At 59.0% G+C, this 17,815-nt stretch carries 16 protein-coding genes; all 16 read left to right on the top strand.

Annotated elements, in window-relative coordinates; genetic code table 11:
* The 16 genes from EDE09_RS08325 (at window position 1) to EDE09_RS08250 (ending at window position 17,703) form a co-directional block, all read left to right on the top strand.
* A complete protein-coding gene (locus EDE09_RS08325) occupies window positions 1-669 on the top strand; it encodes a 5' DNA nuclease (RefSeq protein WP_132409707.1) in 669 nt (222 codons plus the stop codon).
* A gap of 58 nt (window positions 670-727) precedes the next feature.
* A complete protein-coding gene (gene nuoG / locus EDE09_RS08320) occupies window positions 728-2,809 on the top strand; it encodes an NADH-quinone oxidoreductase subunit NuoG (protein ID WP_112802182.1) in 2,082 nt (693 codons plus the stop codon).
* 8 nt (window positions 2,810-2,817) lie between these two features.
* Window positions 2,818-3,861, top strand: coding sequence for an NADH-quinone oxidoreductase subunit NuoH (gene nuoH, locus EDE09_RS08315; protein ID WP_112802280.1), 1,044 nt, complete (start codon window positions 2,818-2,820; stop codon window positions 3,859-3,861).
* A gap of 40 nt (window positions 3,862-3,901) precedes the next feature.
* A complete protein-coding gene (gene nuoI, locus EDE09_RS08310; protein WP_105371915.1) occupies window positions 3,902-4,393 on the top strand; it encodes an NADH-quinone oxidoreductase subunit NuoI in 492 nt (163 codons plus the stop codon).
* A 147-nt stretch (window positions 4,394-4,540) separates the two neighbouring features.
* Window positions 4,541-5,155, top strand: a complete 615-nt coding sequence (locus EDE09_RS08305) for an NADH-quinone oxidoreductase subunit J (protein WP_105371914.1) — start codon at window positions 4,541-4,543, stop codon at window positions 5,153-5,155.
* 21 nt (window positions 5,156-5,176) lie between these two features.
* Entirely contained in the window at window positions 5,177-5,485 is a 309-nt protein-coding gene (gene nuoK, locus EDE09_RS08300) for an NADH-quinone oxidoreductase subunit NuoK (protein WP_085423062.1), read from the top strand.
* A 7-nt stretch (window positions 5,486-5,492) separates the two neighbouring features.
* Window positions 5,493-7,493, top strand: a complete 2,001-nt coding sequence (gene nuoL / locus EDE09_RS08295) for an NADH-quinone oxidoreductase subunit L (RefSeq protein WP_112802185.1) — start codon at window positions 5,493-5,495, stop codon at window positions 7,491-7,493.
* Window positions 7,493-9,004: an NADH-quinone oxidoreductase subunit M gene (locus tag EDE09_RS08290; RefSeq protein ID WP_112802188.1), complete on the top strand. Its 1,512-nt coding sequence runs from the start codon at window positions 7,493-7,495 to the stop codon at window positions 9,002-9,004. The genes nuoL and EDE09_RS08290 overlap by 1 nt, the downstream gene beginning before the upstream one ends.
* Before the next feature lie 18 nt (window positions 9,005-9,022).
* Complete coding sequence (nuoN, locus tag EDE09_RS08285; RefSeq protein WP_112802190.1) at window positions 9,023-10,465, top strand: NADH-quinone oxidoreductase subunit NuoN; 1,443 nt, start codon at window positions 9,023-9,025, stop codon at window positions 10,463-10,465.
* A gap of 2 nt (window positions 10,466-10,467) precedes the next feature.
* Window positions 10,468-11,238: a biotin--[acetyl-CoA-carboxylase] ligase gene (locus tag EDE09_RS08280; protein ID WP_112802192.1), complete on the top strand. Its 771-nt coding sequence runs from the start codon at window positions 10,468-10,470 to the stop codon at window positions 11,236-11,238.
* Between the two features lie 7 nt (window positions 11,239-11,245).
* Window positions 11,246-12,913 carry a ribonuclease J gene (locus tag EDE09_RS08275; RefSeq protein ID WP_105371909.1) on the top strand — a complete coding sequence of 556 codons (1,668 nt, stop codon included), beginning with the start codon at window positions 11,246-11,248 and terminating at the stop codon, window positions 12,911-12,913.
* A gap of 24 nt (window positions 12,914-12,937) precedes the next feature.
* On the top strand, window positions 12,938-13,342 hold the full coding sequence (gene mce, locus EDE09_RS08270; protein ID WP_112802195.1) for a methylmalonyl-CoA epimerase: 405 nt from the start codon (window positions 12,938-12,940) through the stop codon (window positions 13,340-13,342).
* 160 nt (window positions 13,343-13,502) lie between these two features.
* Window positions 13,503-13,772, top strand: a complete 270-nt coding sequence (locus EDE09_RS08265) for a DUF1467 family protein (RefSeq protein WP_112802197.1) — start codon at window positions 13,503-13,505, stop codon at window positions 13,770-13,772.
* Window positions 13,773-14,294: 522 nt separating this feature from the next.
* Window positions 14,295-15,620: a proline--tRNA ligase gene (gene proS / locus EDE09_RS08260; RefSeq protein ID WP_132409705.1), complete on the top strand. Its 1,326-nt coding sequence runs from the start codon at window positions 14,295-14,297 to the stop codon at window positions 15,618-15,620.
* A gap of 80 nt (window positions 15,621-15,700) precedes the next feature.
* Entirely contained in the window at window positions 15,701-17,008 is a 1,308-nt protein-coding gene (locus EDE09_RS08255) for a lipoprotein-releasing ABC transporter permease subunit (protein ID WP_112802201.1), read from the top strand.
* An 11-nt stretch (window positions 17,009-17,019) separates the two neighbouring features.
* Window positions 17,020-17,703: an ABC transporter ATP-binding protein gene (locus EDE09_RS08250; protein WP_162712514.1), complete on the top strand. Its 684-nt coding sequence runs from the start codon at window positions 17,020-17,022 to the stop codon at window positions 17,701-17,703.
* Window positions 17,704-17,815 lie beyond the last annotated feature (112 nt).

Here is a 17,815-nt window from a genome sequence, read left to right as displayed (position 1 = left end):
TTGGCCAAGAAGAGTGACGAGCGGAAGATAGGAACGGCGGACGATCCTACGGTCGATCGCGCGCGCGCGCCTGATTTTTCCGAGGCATTGTCGCTCAACCCGCTGTTTGCGCACTCGGCTGCAGCCATGGCCGCGGCGACGGCGATAGGCTTTGGTTTCGCGAACCAGATGGCAAGCGCCTTCTTCGGAGCCTTGCAGGGGGCGCTGGAAACCGCCGGTCAGAAGAGTACCGAGAAGCAAGCCGAGGCATCGAGGACGGTGGAAGCGCCTGAGGCGCCCGCTTCGGCCGCCGGTCTTGCAGTCGACGCACCGTCCGTTGCCAAGACCTCTGGCGTGGCGCCTGAAAAGCCCAAGGCGAAGCCGGCTCGCAAACCTGCCGCCCAAAAGAAAACTGCTGCAAAGCCTGTGCAACCAGAGGCCCCTGTTGTCAAAGCCAAGAAGGCGGTTACAGGGAAGCCTGCCGCTGTGTCGGGCGCCGATGATTTGAAGCGAATTTCCGGGATCGGCCCAAAGCTGGAAGCTGTCTTGAAGGGGCTTGGCGTGACGAGCGTGTCTCAGATTGCCGCCTGGAAGGATGCGGACATCACCCGTTTTGACAAGGAACTGGGTTTCGAAGGACGCATCAAGCGGGACGACTGGGTAGGCCAGGCGAAAGCTCTGTTGAAATAAAAGGATTATGTCCCGGGCCTTCGGCTCAAGGGATGGAACTAGGGACGTAAGTGATACGATGGCAAAGCTGAAGGTAGACGGCAAGGAGATCGAGGTTCCGGATCATTTCACGCTGCTTCAGGCGTGCGAGGAAGCCGGCGCTGAGGTGCCGCGTTTTTGTTTCCACGAACGCCTGTCGGTCGCCGGCAATTGCCGCATGTGCCTGATCGAGGTGAAGGGCGGACCGCCGAAACCGGCGGCATCCTGCGCCATGGGCGTGCGCGACGTTCGCGGCGGACCGAATGGCGAACTGCCGGAAATCTTCACCAATACGCCAATGGTCAAGAAGGCCCGCGAAGGCGTGATGGAATTCCTGCTGATCAACCACCCGCTGGATTGCCCGATCTGCGACCAGGGCGGCGAATGCGATTTGCAGGACCAGGCGATGGCTTTTGGCATCGACTCGTCTCGCTACACGGAGAATAAGCGCGCCGTCGAAGACAAATATATTGGGCCGCTCGTCAAGACGGTGATGAACCGCTGTATTCACTGCACGCGCTGCGTTCGCTTCACGACTGAAGTCGGCGGCATTTCGGAGCTCGGCTTGATCGGCCGCGGCGAGGATGCCGAGATCACCACTTATCTCGAGCATGCCATGACGTCCGAGCTGCAGGGCAACGTCATCGACCTTTGCCCGGTTGGCGCGCTGACCTCGCGCCCCTTCGCCTTCACTGCGCGTCCGTGGGAGCTCGGCAAGACCGAATCGATCGACGTCATGGATGCGGTCGGATCCGCTATCCGGGTCGATACTCGCGGTCGGGAAGTGATGCGCATCATGCCGCGCGTCAACGAGCAGGTGAACGAAGAGTGGATCTCCGACAAGACCCGCTTCATATGGGACGGCTTGAAGACGCAACGCCTCGACCGTCCGTACGTTCGCAAGGACGGCCGCCTTCAGGCTGCATCCTGGGGTGAGGCTTTCGGCGCCATCAAGGCTGCGGTCTCGGCAACGTCGGCGCAGAAGATTGGGGCGATTGCCGGTGACCTGGCATCTGTCGAAGAAATGTATGCCTTGAAGGAACTGATCCGCTCGCTCGGATCGGAAAACCTCGACTGTCGGCAGGACGGGACGGCGCTTGATCCGTCGATCGGCCGCGCAAGCTACCTCTTCAACCCCACGATCGAAGGCATTGAACAGGCCGGAGCGCTGCTTCTGATCGGCGCTAATCCGCGCCTCGAGGCTGCTGTTCTCAACGCCCGCATCCGCAAGCGTTTCCGCCGCGGCAACTTCCCGATCGGCGTGATCGGCGAAGTCAGCGAACTGCGTTATGCCTACGATTATCTCGGCGCCGGCCCGGAAACGCTCTCCGAGCTTGCCTCCGGGGCGAACAGCTTTGCTGATAAGCTTCGCAATGCCAAGAACCCGATGATCATTATAGGGCAGGGGGCTCTCGCGCGTCCGGACGGCCCTGCGGTTCTTGCCGCGGCCGCCCAGCTTGCCGGCTCGGTCGGCGCATTGACGGAAGACTGGAACGGCTTTGCCGTGCTGCACACGGCTGCCGCCCGCGTCGGTGGCCTTGATCTCGGCTTCGTTCCGGGATCCAAGGGCGTGAATGCCGCGAAAATGCTCACCGGCATGGATGTCCTCTTCCTGCTCGGTGCCGACGAGCTCGATTTTTCGAAGAAGGGTGCCAGGTTTACCGTCTATATCGGCAGCCACGGTGATGCGGGTGCGCATAATGCGGACGTTATTCTGCCGGGTGCGGCCTATACGGAAAAGTCCGGGACCTGGGTCAACACCGAAGGACGTGTCCAGATGAGCACGCGAGCCGGGTTTGCCCCGGGCGAAGCACGCGAAGATTGGGCAATTCTGCGTGCGCTCTCGGACGTGCTTGGAAACAAGCTGCCGTTCGATTCGCTGAGCGCACTGCGCGCAAAGCTCTACGAAGCATATCCGCATTTTGCCGCTTTGGACGAGATCGCGGCTGGTTCGGTGAACGAAATTGCCATACTCGGCCAAAAAGCCGGTGAGATGTCGAAGTCCGGGTTTGCGTCGCCGGTCAAAGACTTCTATTTGACGAACCCAATTGCACGGGCTTCGGCAGTGATGGCCGAGTGCTCGGCATTGGCCCGCAACAATTTCCAGGCTGCGGCGGAGTAATTTTGAACATGGACTCGTTCTTTTCCATCTATGTCTGGCCGGGCCTGATCATGGTCGCGCAGTCGCTGCTGCTTCTGGTCTGCCTGCTCGTCTTCATCGCCTATATCCTGCTTGCCGACCGCAAGATCTGGGCAGCCGTGCAGTTGCGCCGCGGTCCGAACGTCGTCGGTCCGTTTGGCCTCTTTCAGTCTTTCGCCGACCTTTTGAAATTCGTCTTCAAAGAACCGATCATTCCGGCCGGTGCCAACAAGGGCGTCTTCCTTCTGGCTCCGCTCGTGTCCGTGACGCTGGCGCTGGCCACCTGGGCCGTCATCCCTCTCAACGAAAACTGGGTGATCGCCAACATCAATGTCGGCATTCTCTACGTCTTCGCGATCTCTTCCCTTGAAGTCTACGGCATCATCATGTCGGGCTGGGCGTCGAACTCGAAGTATCCGTTCCTCGGTGCTTTGCGTTCTGCGGCGCAGATGGTTTCTTACGAAGTGTCGATCGGCTTCGTGATCGTGACGGTTCTCCTCTGCGTGGGCTCCTTGAACCTCACCGACATCGTTTATGCACAGAAGGACGGTCTCGGCACGATGGTCGGCTTGCCGAACTCGTTCCTCGACTGGCACTGGCTGTCGCTGTTCCCGATGTTCGTGATCTTCTTCATCTCGGGACTGGCGGAAACCAATCGTCCGCCATTCGACCTTCCGGAAGCGGAATCGGAGCTGGTTGCGGGCTACATGGTGGAATATTCCTCCGCTCCGTACATGATGCTGATGCTTGGCGAATATGCCGCCATCCTGCTTATCTGCTCGCTGACGACGATCCTTTTCCTGGGAGGCTGGCTGCCGCCGCTCGATATTGCCGTTCTCAACTGGGTTCCCGGCATTATCTGGTTCGTGCTGAAGGGATCGTTCGTCTTCTTCCTCTTTGCAATGGTGAAGGCTTTCGTGCCTCGCTACCGCTACGACCAACTCATGCGGCTCGGCTGGAAGGTGTTCCTCCCGCTGTCGCTTGCCATGGTCATCATCACCGCATTCGTGCTGAAGCTGGCAGGGTGGGCATGACTATGACCATCTTGGCTTCTGGCATCATTGGAGAATAAGGATGGCAAGTCTCGGCCAAGCCATTAATTCGTTGTTCCTCAAGGAGTTTGTAGGCGCGTTCTTCCTGTCGATGCGCTACTTCTTCAAGCAGAAGGCAACGATCAACTACCCGTTCGAAAAGATGTATTATTCGCCGCGCTTCCGCGGCGAGCACGCCCTTCGCCGCTATCCGAACGGGGAGGAGCGCTGCATCGCTTGCAAACTCTGCGAGGCGATCTGTCCTGCCCAGGCCATCACCATCGAAGCAGGCCCGCGCCGCAACGACGGCACCCGCCGCACCGTGCGTTACGACATCGACATGGTGAAGTGCATCTATTGCGGTTTCTGCCAGGAGGCCTGCCCGGTCGACGCGATTGTCGAGGGACCGAACTTCGAGTTCTCGACCGAGACGCGCGAAGAGCTTTATTTCGACAAAGCGCGGCTTCTCGAGAACGGCGACCGCTGGGAGCGGGAAATCGCCCGCAATCTCGCTCTGGATGCGCCCTATCGCTAAGGGCGGGACGCATCTGTCGGTGCCGCCGCGTCTGCGGGCAGTGCGCCGATGATATCTGGATGAAATGCCCGGTGCGTAGAACGCGGCCGGGTTTCGACGGGAAGGGGCACTCGCTCCGATCCCGCTGAGGGACGAAAAGGCACCACGATGGGTCTGCAGGCTATCTTCTTCTATCTCTTCGCGTTCATCGCGGTGGCGTCGGCGTTTATGGTCATTTCGGCCAAGAACCCGGTCCACTCGGTGCTCTTCCTCATCCTCGTCTTCTTCAATTCGGCCGGGCTCTTTTTGCTGACGGGCGCCGAATTCCTGGCGATGATCTTGCTGGTCGTTTATATCGGCGCGGTTGCGGTTCTCTTCCTCTTCGTCGTCATGATGCTCGATATCGACTTCGCGGAACTGCGCTCGGGCGTGCTGCAATACGCGCCGGTCGGGATACTCATCGGATTGATCGTCGCGGCGGAACTGATCGTCGTCATTGGCGGCAGTGTCCTGACTCCCGATGCGGCGCGGTCGATCACCATGCCGATCCCGAACCCGACGGTGCGCACCAACACCGCCGCCCTCGGCGACGTGCTTTATACGAATTATGTGTATTTCTTCCAGATCGCCGGCCTTGTCCTTCTTGTGGCGATGATTGGCGCGATCGTGCTGACGCTGCGTCACCGCACCAACATCAAACGCCAGGATATTTCCAAGCAGGTGGCCCGTACGCCCGCGACCGCCGTCGAGGTGGTCAAGGTCAAGCCGGGTCAGGGCGTCTGAGGCGGAAAAAGGAAAAAAGAAATGGAAATCGGACTTTCCCATTATCTCACGGTCAGCGCCATCCTCTTCATTCTCGGCGTTTTCGGCATCTTCCTGAACCGCAAGAACGTCATCATCATCCTGATGTCGGTCGAACTGATCCTGCTTTCGGTCAACCTCAACATGGTGGCCTTCTCCTCCTTCCTGAACGATATCGTCGGCCAGGTCTTCGCGTTGTTCATTCTGACCGTTGCTGCTGCGGAAGCGGCCATCGGTCTTGCAATTCTCGTCGTCTTCTACCGCAACCGTGGTTCGATCGCCGTCGAAGACGTCAATATGATGAAGGGCTGATCAGGTCATGATCTACAAGGCAATCGTCTTCCTTCCCCTGATCGGCTTCCTGATCGCCGGCCTGTTCGGTCGCTCGATCGGCGCCAAGGCGTCCGAATACGTCACCAGCGGCTTCATGGTGATCGCGGCCATCCTCTCCTGGATCGTTTTCTTCAACGTGGCCCTTGCCCATGGTGAAGGCCATGAGGTCATCAAGGTCGAGGTCATGCGCTGGATCCAGTCCGGCGGCATCGATGTCGAATGGGCCTTCCGCGTCGATACCCTGACGGCGGTCATGTTCGTTGTCGTCAATACCGTCTCGACGTTGGTGCACATCTATTCGATCGGCTACATGCATCACGATCCGCATCGGCCGCGGTTCTTCGCCTATCTGTCGCTCTTCACCTTTGCCATGTTGATGCTGGTGACCTCCGACAACCTCGCCCAGATGTTCTTCGGCTGGGAAGGCGTCGGTCTCGCCTCCTATCTGCTGATCGGTTTCTGGTACAAGAAGCCGTCGGCTTCGGCCGCAGCCATGAAGGCCTTCATCGTCAACCGCGTCGGCGATTTCGGTTTCGTACTCGGTATTGCCGGCGTCTTCGTCCTGTTCGGCTCGATCAGCTTCGAAACGATCTTTGCCGCTGCCGCCAGCTATCTGCCAGCCGAAGGCTCCCCGGAGGCTGGACAGGCGATCGTCAACATCTTCGGCATGACGCTCGACAAGGCCAATGCGATAACCGTCGTCTGCCTGTTGCTCTTCATGGGCGCCATGGGCAAGTCGGCCCAGTTTCTCCTGCACACCTGGCTGCCGGACGCGATGGAAGGCCCGACTCCGGTTTCGGCTCTCATCCATGCAGCAACCATGGTCACGGCCGGCGTCTTCCTTGTCGCCCGCATGTCCCCGATCTTCGAATTGTCGCACGATGCACTCGTTGTCGTGACGTTCATCGGTGCAATCACCGCCTTCTTCGCAGCGACGGTCGGCCTGGTGCAGAACGACATCAAACGCGTCATTGCCTATTCGACCTGCTCGCAGCTCGGTTACATGTTTGTGGCGCTCGGGGTCGGTGCCTATGGCGCGGCGATCTTCCACCTCTTCACGCACGCCTTCTTTAAGGCGCTGCTGTTCCTCGGCGCCGGCTCGGTCATCCACGCTGTGGATGGTGAGCAGGACATGCGCTACATGGGCGGCTTGCGGAAGCATATCCCGATCACCTTCTGGATGATGACGATCGGCACGCTTGCGCTGACTGGCGTCGGCATTCCAGGCACCATGTTCGGCTTCGCCGGGTTCTTCTCCAAGGACGTGATCATTGAGAGTGCCTATGCCTCCCATTCGGTGGTATCCGGCATTGCTTTCACGCTTCTGGTGATCGCCGCGCTTTTCACCAGCTTCTATTCCTGGCGCCTGGCCTTCCTGACCTTCTTCGGCAAGCCACGCGCCTCCGCCGACGTGATGCACCATGTGCATGAATCGCCGATGGTCATGCTGGCGCCACTCTACGTGCTGGCGGTCGGCGCCGTTTTGGCCGGTGTTCTCTTCGAAGGTTATTTCTTCGGTCACGAATATGCGGAGTTCTGGAAGGGCGCCCTGTTCACGCTGCCGGAAAATGAAATTCTTGAAGAATTCCACCATGTGCCGGCGCTTGTGAAGTGGAGCCCCTTCATCGCCATGGCGATCGGCTTCGTGACGGCCTGGTACATGTATATCAAGTCGCCTTCGACGCCGCATCGTCTGGCGCAGTCGCAAAAGGTCCTCTACGAGTTCCTGCTCAACAAATGGTACTTCGACGAACTCTACGACTTCCTCTTCGTCCGCTCCGCGAAGGCGCTCGGCCGGTTCCTGTGGAAGAAGGGTGACATCGGCGTCATCGATACCTACGGCCCGAACGGCGTTGCCGCCCGCGTGGTCGACGTCACCAACCGGGTCGTCAAGCTGCAGTCCGGTTACCTTTATCACTATGCGTTCGCGATGCTGATCGGCATCGCCGCCCTCGTCACCTGGATGATGCTCGGGAGCTCAATGTAATGACCGACTGGCCAATTCTCTCGACGGTCACCTTTCTGCCGCTGGTCGGCGTCCTGCTGCTGCTGCTCACGCGGGAGGAGGGTCCCTACGGTCGCCGCAATATCCTGAACGTCTCCCTGTTCACGACGGCCTTCACCTTCGTGGTATCCTTGTTCATCTGGATCGGTTTCGATAATTCCAATCCGGGCTTCCAGATGGTCGAGAAGCATGCCTGGCTCGGCACCGGCATCTCTTATCATTTGGGCGTCGACGGCATTTCCATGCTGTTCGTCATCCTCACCACCTTCCTGATGCCCTTCTGCGTACTTGCCAGTTGGGATTCCGTGGGCAAGCGCCTCAAAGAATACATGATCGCCTTCCTCCTCCTGGAAGTGGTCATGGTCGGCGTCTTCGTTTCGCTGGATATCGTACTCTTCTACGTCTTTTTCGAAGCGACCCTCATTCCGATGTTCGTCATCATCGGCGTTTGGGGCGGCAAGGACCGGGTCTACGCGTCGTATAAGTTCTTCCTCTACACGCTGACCGGTTCCGTGCTGATGATGCTTGCCGTCATGGCCATGTACTGGCAGACCGGCACGACCGATATCACCGAACTCCTGAAATACGGCTTCCCGGCCGGCATGCAGACCTGGCTGTGGCTCGCCTGCTTTGCCGCTTTCTCCGTTAAGATGCCGATGTGGCCTGTCCATACCTGGCTTCCGGACGCCCACGTCCAGGCTCCGACGGCCGGATCGGTCATCCTGGCCGGCGTCATGCTGAAGCTCGGCGGCTACGGTTTCGTCCGCTTCTCGCTTGCCATGTTCCCCTTGGCATCCGACTACTTCGCGCCTTTCGTGTTCACGCTGTCGGTGCTGGCGATCATCTATACCTCGCTGGTCGCGATGATGCAGGACGACATCAAGAAGCTGATCGCCTATTCTTCCGTTGCCCATATGGGTTACGTCACCATGGGCATCTTTGCGGCCAATGTGCAGGGCCTCCAGGGAGCGCTCTTCCAGATGCTGTCGCACGGCATCGTCTCCGGCGCGCTCTTCCTCTGCGTCGGCGTCGTTTACGATCGCCTCCACACCCGCGAAATCGCGGCCTATGGCGGGCTTGTCAACAATATGCCGAAATATGCCGTCGCCTTCATGATCTTCACGATGGCGAATGTCGGCTTGCCGGGCACCTCCGGTTTCGTCGGCGAATTCCTGACGATCATCGGCGTCTTCCGGGTCAATACCTGGGTCGCGCTTTTCGCCGCCACGGGCGTCATCCTTTCGGCCTCCTATGCGCTATGGCTCTACCGTCGGGTGATCTTCGGCGCGCTGGAAAAGGAAAGCCTTAAAGGTCTGCTCGACCTTTCGGCGCGTGAGAAGCTCATTCTCTATCCGCTGGTCGCACTTACCATCTTCTATGGCTTCTATCCGGCCCCGATCTTCGATGCGACGGCGGCCTCGGTAGACCAGCTGGTGAACAATTATTCCGCAGCCCTGCAGGCGGCGAAAGACCTTGCACTCAATGTGCACTGAGACGGGACACGACAGGACATGACCGCTGAAATACTCTCTCTAAGCCTGCAGCTCTCGATGCCGGAGATCATTCTGGCCGTGGGTTCGCTCGCTCTCCTGATGATCGGAGTTTTCTCCGGCGACAAGTCGACGTCGACGGTCACGGGTCTTGCGGTGGCGCTGCTTCTGGTCGCCGGACTGTGGCTGATCTTCATGCCGGGCGAGGGCGAAGCCTATGGCGGCGCATTCATGCTTGATCCCTTTGCCCGGTTCATGAAAGTCATCGCTCTGATCGGTTCGATCACCGCCATGGTGATGTCGGTTGGCCGTGCCCAGTCGGATCAGCTCGACCACTTCGAATTTCCGGTTCTGCTGGTGCTTTCGACGCTCGGGATGATGCTGCTGATCTCGGCAAACGATCTCATTGCGTTCTATCTCGGCCTCGAATTGATGTCGCTGGCGCTCTATGTCATCGCGGCCTTCAACCGCGACAGCATCCGCTCGACGGAAGCCGGCCTTAAATATTTTGTACTCGGCGCCCTGTCTTCCGGCATGATGCTTTACGGCATGTCGCTGGTCTACGGCTTCACCGGTAATACCGGTTTCGACGAAATCGCCGGCATACTGAGCTCTGAGCCCCGGCATATGGGCCTCATCTTCGGCATGGTCTTCATACTCGCCGGCGCCTGCTTCAAGATTTCGGCTGTGCCGTTCCACATGTGGACGCCGGACGTTTATGAAGGCGCGCCAACCCCCGTCACGGCATTCTTTGCGGCTGGCCCGAAGGTTGCTGCGATGGCGATCCTGGTGCGCATCGTATCGGAAGCCTTCCTGCCGATCCTGGCCGACTGGCGCCAGATCATCGTCTTCGTGTCGATCGCCTCGATGCTGCTCGGTTCCTTCGCCGCGATCGGCCAGCGCAACATCAAGCGGCTGATGGCCTATTCCTCGATCGGCCATATGGGCTACGCACTGGTAGGTCTTGCTGCAGGGTCCGAAACCGGCGTATCCGGCGTCGTCCTCTACATGACGATCTACATGGTCATGACGCTTGGAACCTTCGCCTGCATCATGGCGATGCGCCGCAAGGAAGGCGGCAATGTCGAAAACGTGGACGATCTCGCCGGGCTTTCTTCCACCAAGCCTTTCATGGCGATCGTGCTGACGGCGCTGATGTTTTCCATGGCGGGTATCCCGCCGCTGGCAGGCTTCTTCGCCAAGTATTTCGTGTTCGTGGCAGCGATCGAAGCCAAGCTCTATGCATTGTCGGTCATCGGCGTACTTTCGTCCGTCGTGGGTGCCTATTATTACCTGCGCATCGTCAAGCTCATGTGGTTTGATGAAGCCCAAGGCGAATTTGCCCGCATTTCCGGTGAGTTGCGCCTTGTCTTTGGCCTTTCCGGGCTCTTCGTCACAGCCTACGTACTCTTTGGTGGCCCGATCGGCATCGCTGCAAATGCGGCAGCCAAGTCCTTCTTCTGAGGATGCCAAGTCGGGGCAGCCGCTTTTCGCTTGATGAGTTTCGCCACGAAGCTCTGAGCGAAGTTGGTTCGACAAATAGCGAATGTCTCGCCCGCGCTCGCGCGGGCGATTTCGGTTTGTTGTGGATCACCGCCAGCCGCCAGCTTGCCGGACGCGGAAGGCGAGGGCGCGCCTGGACGTCGGAGCCCGGCAACCTCTACGCCTCCTTGCTGTTAATCGACCCGGCTCCGCCTGAACGGTTGGCCTCGCTGCCCCTGGCCGTCGCTGTTGCCGTGCATGCGGCGATCCGAGCCGTGCTGCCGCCGGGTGGCGATCCGGTCGAAGTTAAATGGCCGAACGATATCTTGATCGGACGCAGGAAGACCTGCGGCATTCTACTGGAAGGCGAGGGGCTGCCGGACGGCCGCCGTGCACTCGTCATCGGTATCGGCATCAATATCCGCCACATGCCGCAGGATGTGCCCTATGGTGTCACCCGGCTCGCCGATCATGGCTTTGGCGCGTCTCCGGAAGAGGTTTTTGCTCATCTCTTCAGGGAGATGGCCGATGTTCTGAAAGTTTGGGACGAGGGGCGTGGCATGACAGAGATCAGCAGGCGCTGGCGTGCCGTCGCCTGTGGCATCGGCGAAAAAATCACCGTAAACCTGTCCGACCGCTCGCTTGTCGGAACATTCGCAGGTATCGATGACAAGGGGTTTCTGATGCTGGACACCGGGCACGGCGAGATTTTGCCGATTGCCGCCGGTGATGTATTTTTCGACAGAACGGAATAAGAGAGAAATGGCAAAACAGGAAGAACTGGTGTTTCTGCCGCTCGGCGGCGTGGGCGAGATCGGCATGAACCTCGCCCTCTACGGCTATGGTTCGCCGGAGAAGCGCCAGTGGATCATGGTCGATTGCGGGGTTACCTTTCCGGGGCCTGACCTGCCGGGTGTCGATCTGGTTCTCCCGGACATCCGCTATCTCGCAAGTCAGCGCAACAACCTCAAGGCCATGATCATCACACATGCCCACGAGGATCATTACGGTGCGATGAACGACCTGTGGCCGGGTCTCAACGTACCGGTCTATGCCTCGCCGTTTACGGCGGGCATGCTGGAAGCGAAGCGAAACTACGAAGGCTCCCGCGCCGATATTCCCGTCACGATCTTCAAGGCGGGTGACCGGATCAATATCGGCCCCTTTGAAATCGAGGCGGTGGGGGTCAATCATTCGATCCCCGAGCCGATGTCGCTCGTCATCCGCACGCCGCTCGGCAATGTCGTCCATACCGGCGACTGGAAGATCGATGCGGCGCCCACACTCGGGCCGCTGACCGACGAACATCGGTTCCGTCAGCTGGGAGACGAGGGCGTGCTGGCCCTCATGTGCGACTCCACCAATGCGATGCGCGAAGGCGTGTCGCCTTCCGAAGAGGAGGTCTCCGAGGGACTGCGCAAGGTGATCGAAGAAGCCGAAGGCCGCGTTGCGATTACAACCTTTTCATCGAATGTCGGCCGCATCCGCTCGATCGCGCAGGCCGCGGAGGCAGCAGGCCGGGAGGTGCTGCTGCTCGGCAGCTCCTTGAAGCGCGTCGTCGATGTCGCCCGCGACATCGGCATTATGGAAGGCTTGAAGCCGTTCATAGCCGAAGACGAATATGGCTATATTCCGCGCGACAAGATCGTCGTTATCCTCACGGGCAGCCAGGGCGAGCCGCGCGCAGCGCTTGCCAAGATCTCGCGCGACGAGATGCGCAACGTTGCGCTGTCGGCCGGAGATACGGTGGTCTTCTCATCGCGTACCATTCCGGGCAACGAAAAGGCCATTATCGAAATCAAGAATGGCCTCATCGAGCAGGGCATCAAGATCGTCACGGATTCAGATGCGCTGGTGCATGTTTCGGGCCATCCGAGGCGCAATGAACTCCTCAAGATGTACGAGTGGACGCGGCCGCAGATTCTGGTGCCCGTGCATGGCGAGGCTGCGCACCTGACGGCGCAGGCCGAACTTGCTGCATCGGCCGGTATCAAGACCGTGCCGCGGGTGCGCAACGGCGATATACTTCGGCTTGCGCCGGGACCGGTTGAAGTCGTCGACGAGGCGCCGCACGGCCGGATATTCAAGGACGGCAAGCTCATCGGCGATTTCGATGAAATGGGCATCGGCGATCGGCGCAAGCTCTCCTATGTCGGTCATGTGGCAGTGAATGTGCTTCTCGACAACCGCTATGAGTTCCTGACGGATCCCGATCTGGTATCGTTCGGCCTGCCGGAATTTGATGACGAAGGCGAGGACATGGAGGATGCACTCTACGATGCCGTGCTTGGAGCCGTAGAAAGCATTCCTCGCGCCCGCCGAAAGGATCTCGACATGCTGCGCGAGGCGGTCCGCCGGGCAGTGCGCGCCGCCGCCAACGAAACATGGGGCAAGAAGCCGGTCGTCACGGTATTCGTCACGCGGCTTTAAAGGTCAGGCCGGAAGGAAGAGATCATGCTGGGACGCGTCAATCACATAGCCATCGCGGTGCCGGACCTATCTGCCGCCACCGCGACCTATCGCGACACTTTGGGGGCGCGCGTATCCCAGGCCCAGGCTCTTCCGGAACACGGCGTCACGGTGGTCTTCGTGGAGCTTGAAAATACCAAGGTCGAGCTTCTCGAACCCCTTGGCGCGGACTCACCCATTGCCGCTTTTTTGGAGAAGAACCCGGCGGGTGGCATGCACCACATCTGTTACGAAGTGGACGATGTCCTGGCTGCGCGCGACCGGCTGAAGGCAGGGGGCGCGCGTGTGCTTGGTGACGGCAATCCGAGAACTGGTGCACACGGAAAGCCGGTCATCTTCCTTCATCCCAAGGATTTTAACGGCACCCTCGTCGAACTCGAAGAGGTCTGAACTAGTACCAAGAATCCGGAAATCACAGTTCCTTCCGCGAGTTAAGCGCCGACCCGGATTCACTTTCGCAAGCTGCGACATCCCGTCCGCCGCCATCGTTTGAGCTTCACAAGCTTTCGTCCTATAACGCCGCCTGTTTCTTAAATTCGGGAAAAAGATCATGTCCCTGCTGACGGTCGCGGCCATCTATTTTATTCTTTGGTGGACTGTCCTCTTCATGGTCCTGCCGCTTGGCTACCGCAGTCAGCAGGAAGACGGCGAAGTGACTGTCGGAACGGTCGAGAGTGCTCCTACCAAATTCCGCGGCGGCCGGGTCGTGATACTCACAACTCTGATCTCCGCTGTGCTTTACGCTACCTATTATCTGGCTTCGACCTGGTTCGGTTTCGGGATCACCAATATTCCGAACATCGTGCCAAGCTTCGAATAGAAACTACCGCAAGAAGCATTTCATATTCCTGTTACGTTTCGTATGCATAGCGGGCGCGTCAATCACGCCGCAGAGGCGCTTTGGGATTTAAAGGCAAAAAAAAACAAGGCGGTTAAGCCTTGTTTCTAGTTTCGCGTGATCCTTAACCGTTACCGGGGCAGCGAACAAGCGCGCCTAAGATCTGATCCTCCCAAGACTTGACCGCGAAATGGCAAGAATTTGAACTCCTTGCCTCTTTTGTAAGCTGAACCTAGCTTAACGGTTGGGCTTTGTCACTCGATTTTTTTGTATTTTTGACACACTTCGATAAAATTTTTTCGTTGACACAAATGTCGCGGACTTGCCATGAAATCCCCACTTTTTCGCGATCTTCAGGCGCGGCCTCGAATCGTGGCTTTCTCGCGATTCCTGCGGGAGCGGGTTCCCATCCTTCTCTGAAACCGCTATGTAGCCGCGCGATATCCTTACAAAATGGCCTGATTCCTCGACCGAGAAATCGGCCCGGCAACCTCGGAAATCTCGATGCGCCTTTCCCGCTATTTTATGCCCATTCTGAAGGAAAATCCCAAGGAAGCGGAAATCATCTCCCACCGGCTGATGCTGCGCGCGGGCATGATCCGCCAGCAGAGCCAGGGCATCTATTCGTGGCTGCCGCTCGGCAAGAGGGTTCTGGACAAGGTCAACGCCATCATTCGCGAGGAGCAGAACCGCTCCGGTGCGATCGAGCTTTTGATGCCGACGCTGCAGTCAGCCGAACTCTGGCAGGAAAGCGGTCGTTACGACGCCTACGGCAAGGAAATGCTGCGCATCAAGGACCGCCAGGATCGGCCGATGCTTTATGGTCCTACCAACGAGGAAATGGTCACGGACATCTTTCGGTCCTATGTCAAATCCTACAAGAACCTGCCGCTCAACCTCTACCACATCCAGTTGAAGTTCCGTGACGAGATCCGTCCGCGGTTTGGCACCATGCGGTCCCGCGAGTTCCTGATGAAGGATGCCTATTCCTTTGATCTGACGAAGGAAGCTGCCGAACATTCCTATCGCAAGATGTTTGCCGCCTACCTGCGCACGTTCTCGCGGTTGGGGTTGCGCGCCATTCCGATGCGCGCCGATACCGGCCCGATCGGCGGCAACCTTTCTCATGAATTCATCATCCTGGCCGAGACCGGCGAGTCGGAAGTATTTTCCCACAAGGATTTCGTAAATTTCGAAATTCCCGGTGCGGAAACCGATTTTGACGATGTCGCAGGCCTGCAGGCGATCTTCGACAAGTGGACGTCGGTTTATGCGGCGACCTCCGAGATGCATGACGAGGCAGCGTTCAATGCCATCCCCGAAGGCGACCGGCTTTCAGCCCGGGGTATCGAAGTCGGCCATATCTTCTATTTCGGCACCAAATATTCAGAGCCCATGGGCGCCAAGGTGCAAGGTCCGGACGGCAAGGAACACCTTGTTCACATGGGTTCCTATGGTATCGGACCGACCCGCCTTGTTCCCGCCATCATCGAAGCATCGCATGATGAGAATGGAATCATCTGGCCGGCATCGGTGGCGCCCTTTGACGTCGTGGTGATCAACATGAAGCCGGGCGACGACGCCTGCGATCGTCTCTCCGAAACCGTTCACAGCGGGCTGACGACGATTGGCAAGGACGTACTTCATGACGATACCGACGAGCGCGCCGGGACCAAGTTCGCCACGGCCGATTTGATCGGCGTGCCGTTCCAGGTGATTGTCGGTCCGCGCTCCGCCGGCAACGGCGAGGTGGAGCTTAAGAACCGCAAGACGGGCGAGCGCGAAGTGCTTACCCTCGAAGCGGCCATGAACAAGCTCGCCGGGGCCTGATACGGCGATTTGCCGGAGCAGTTCCAGATCATCTGTCTGGAACTGTCAAAGACAGAGACTGGGCTGGTTGAGGAGACGGCATGGCGAGCGTCGCGACGAATGGTGAAGCGGAAAAGGCGGGGCGCTCCCCTTCGGCAGGCCCTTTTTCGGCCTTCGAGCGCATGGTCGCCTGGCGTTACCTCCGCTCTCGGCGACGCGAGGCGTTTATATCCGTCATTGCTGGTTTCTCCTTCGTCGGCATCATGCTCGGTGTTGCAACGCTCATTATCGTCATGGCGGTAATGAACGGTTTCCGCACCGAGCTCATTTCCCGCATCCTTGGCATCAACGGCCATATGATCGTCCAGCCGATCGACGGTCCTTTTAACGATTACGCCGAGCTGACGCGGAAATTCGCGGCCGTCCCTGGGGTGAAGATGGCTCTGCCCCTGGTGGAGGGGCAGACACTGGCTTCGGGTCGCGGCGGTGCGGGGTCTGGAGCCCTGGTTCGCGGCGTCCGTCCGGAAGATCTTGAAAAGCTGGCCGAGGTCGCCGGAAACGTAAAATCCGGCGACATGGTGGGTTTTGCCTCGGGGCAGGGCGTGCTTGTTGGTTCAAGGCTCGCGGCGCAGCTCGGCCTGAGTGCAGGCGATCAGATCACACTTATTTCGCCCGAGGGAGACGTCACTCCCATGGGCGTCAATCCGCGCGTGAAATCCTATCCCGTATCCGGCATCTTCGAGATTGGCATGTCGGAATACGATGCAACGATCATCTATATGCCGCTTGAGGAGTCGCAGCTCTATTTCAACGCCGATGGCATCGTGCAATCGATCGAGCTCTTCGTCGACAATCCGGATAATGTCGATGCATTGCGCCCGCTGGTGGAAGCAGCCGCCGGACGACAAATATTCATCACCGACTGGCGCCAGCGCAATCAGACCTTCTTCTCCGCGCTACAGGTAGAGCGGAACGTGATGTTCATGATCCTGACTCTGATCGTGCTGGTGGCAGCGCTCAACATCATCTCCGGTCTCATCATGCTCGTGAAGGACAAGGGCAGCGATATCGCGATCCTGCGCACCATGGGCGCGGGGGCCGGCGCAATCATGCGGATCTTCTTTATGACCGGGGCTGCGATCGGCATCGTCGGTACGATCGCAGGCGTGGTGCTCGGCGTCGTCGTCTGTCTCAACGTCGAGTCGATCCGGCAGTTCTTCTCGTGGTTGTCAGGCACCGTGCTCTTCGATCCGGAGCTTTATTTCTTGAGCCAGCTGCCGGCCGAGATGAGCTTCAGCGAAACCCTGTCGGTCGTGATCATGGCGTTGGCGCTCTCCTTCATCGCGACGATCTTCCCTGCATGGCGGGCCTCGAAGCTCGATCCAGTCCAGGCCCTTCGGTACGAATAGGACCCGCATCCTTGGCACGTAAACCCGTCCTGCAACTCTCTGGTGTCGAACGTATTTACGGCCAGGGCGAGACCACGCTTTCGATCCTCAAGGGGGCTGACTTCGAGCTTAGAAGCGGAGAGACCGTTGCCCTGGTTGCACCGTCCGGCACCGGTAAATCGACCTTGCTGCATCTTGCCGGTCTGCTGGAACATCCAGACGGTGGCGAAGTCTTCATCGCCGGCCAGCCCTGCAACGATCTGAGCGACGACGAACGCACAGCCATCCGGCGCAACCAGATCGGCTTCGTCTACCAGTTCCATCATCTCCTGCCTGAATTCTCGGCTTTGGAAAACATCATGATGCCGCAGCTCATTGCGGGTCTTGCCAAGACCGAGGCCAAGGAGCGAGCAAGCCAGCTCCTCGACTACATGCGCATAGGCCACCGGGCCGACCACCGTCCGGCGGAGCTTTCCGGCGGCGAGCAGCAACGCGTGGCAATCGCACGAGCCGTGGCGAACGCGCCGCGCGTGCTGTTGGCAGACGAGCCGACGGGCAATCTCGATCCGAAGACGGCATCATACGTTTTCGAGGCGCTTGAAGCACTGGTGCGCCAATCAGGTCTGGCTGCCCTGATCGCCACTCACAATCATGATCTTGCTCAACGTATGGACCGCCGCGTGACGATCCAAGGCGGCAAAGTCGTGGAAATGTGACGAACCTCCGGTCAATACGGAGGTCTTTTGCCGACCCTCGCCGGACCGTTGACCTCACCACTTCCTAACGGCCGGGTGGAACAGGGATCGCAGACATGCGTTGCATCTGCCT

This window comes from Neorhizobium sp. S3-V5DH, from assembly GCF_004343065.1.
GTDB lineage: Bacteria > Pseudomonadota > Alphaproteobacteria > Rhizobiales > Rhizobiaceae > Neorhizobium > Neorhizobium huautlense.
Note: the sequence above shows the minus strand (reverse complement) of the source record. Positions and strands in the feature narration are given on the sequence as shown.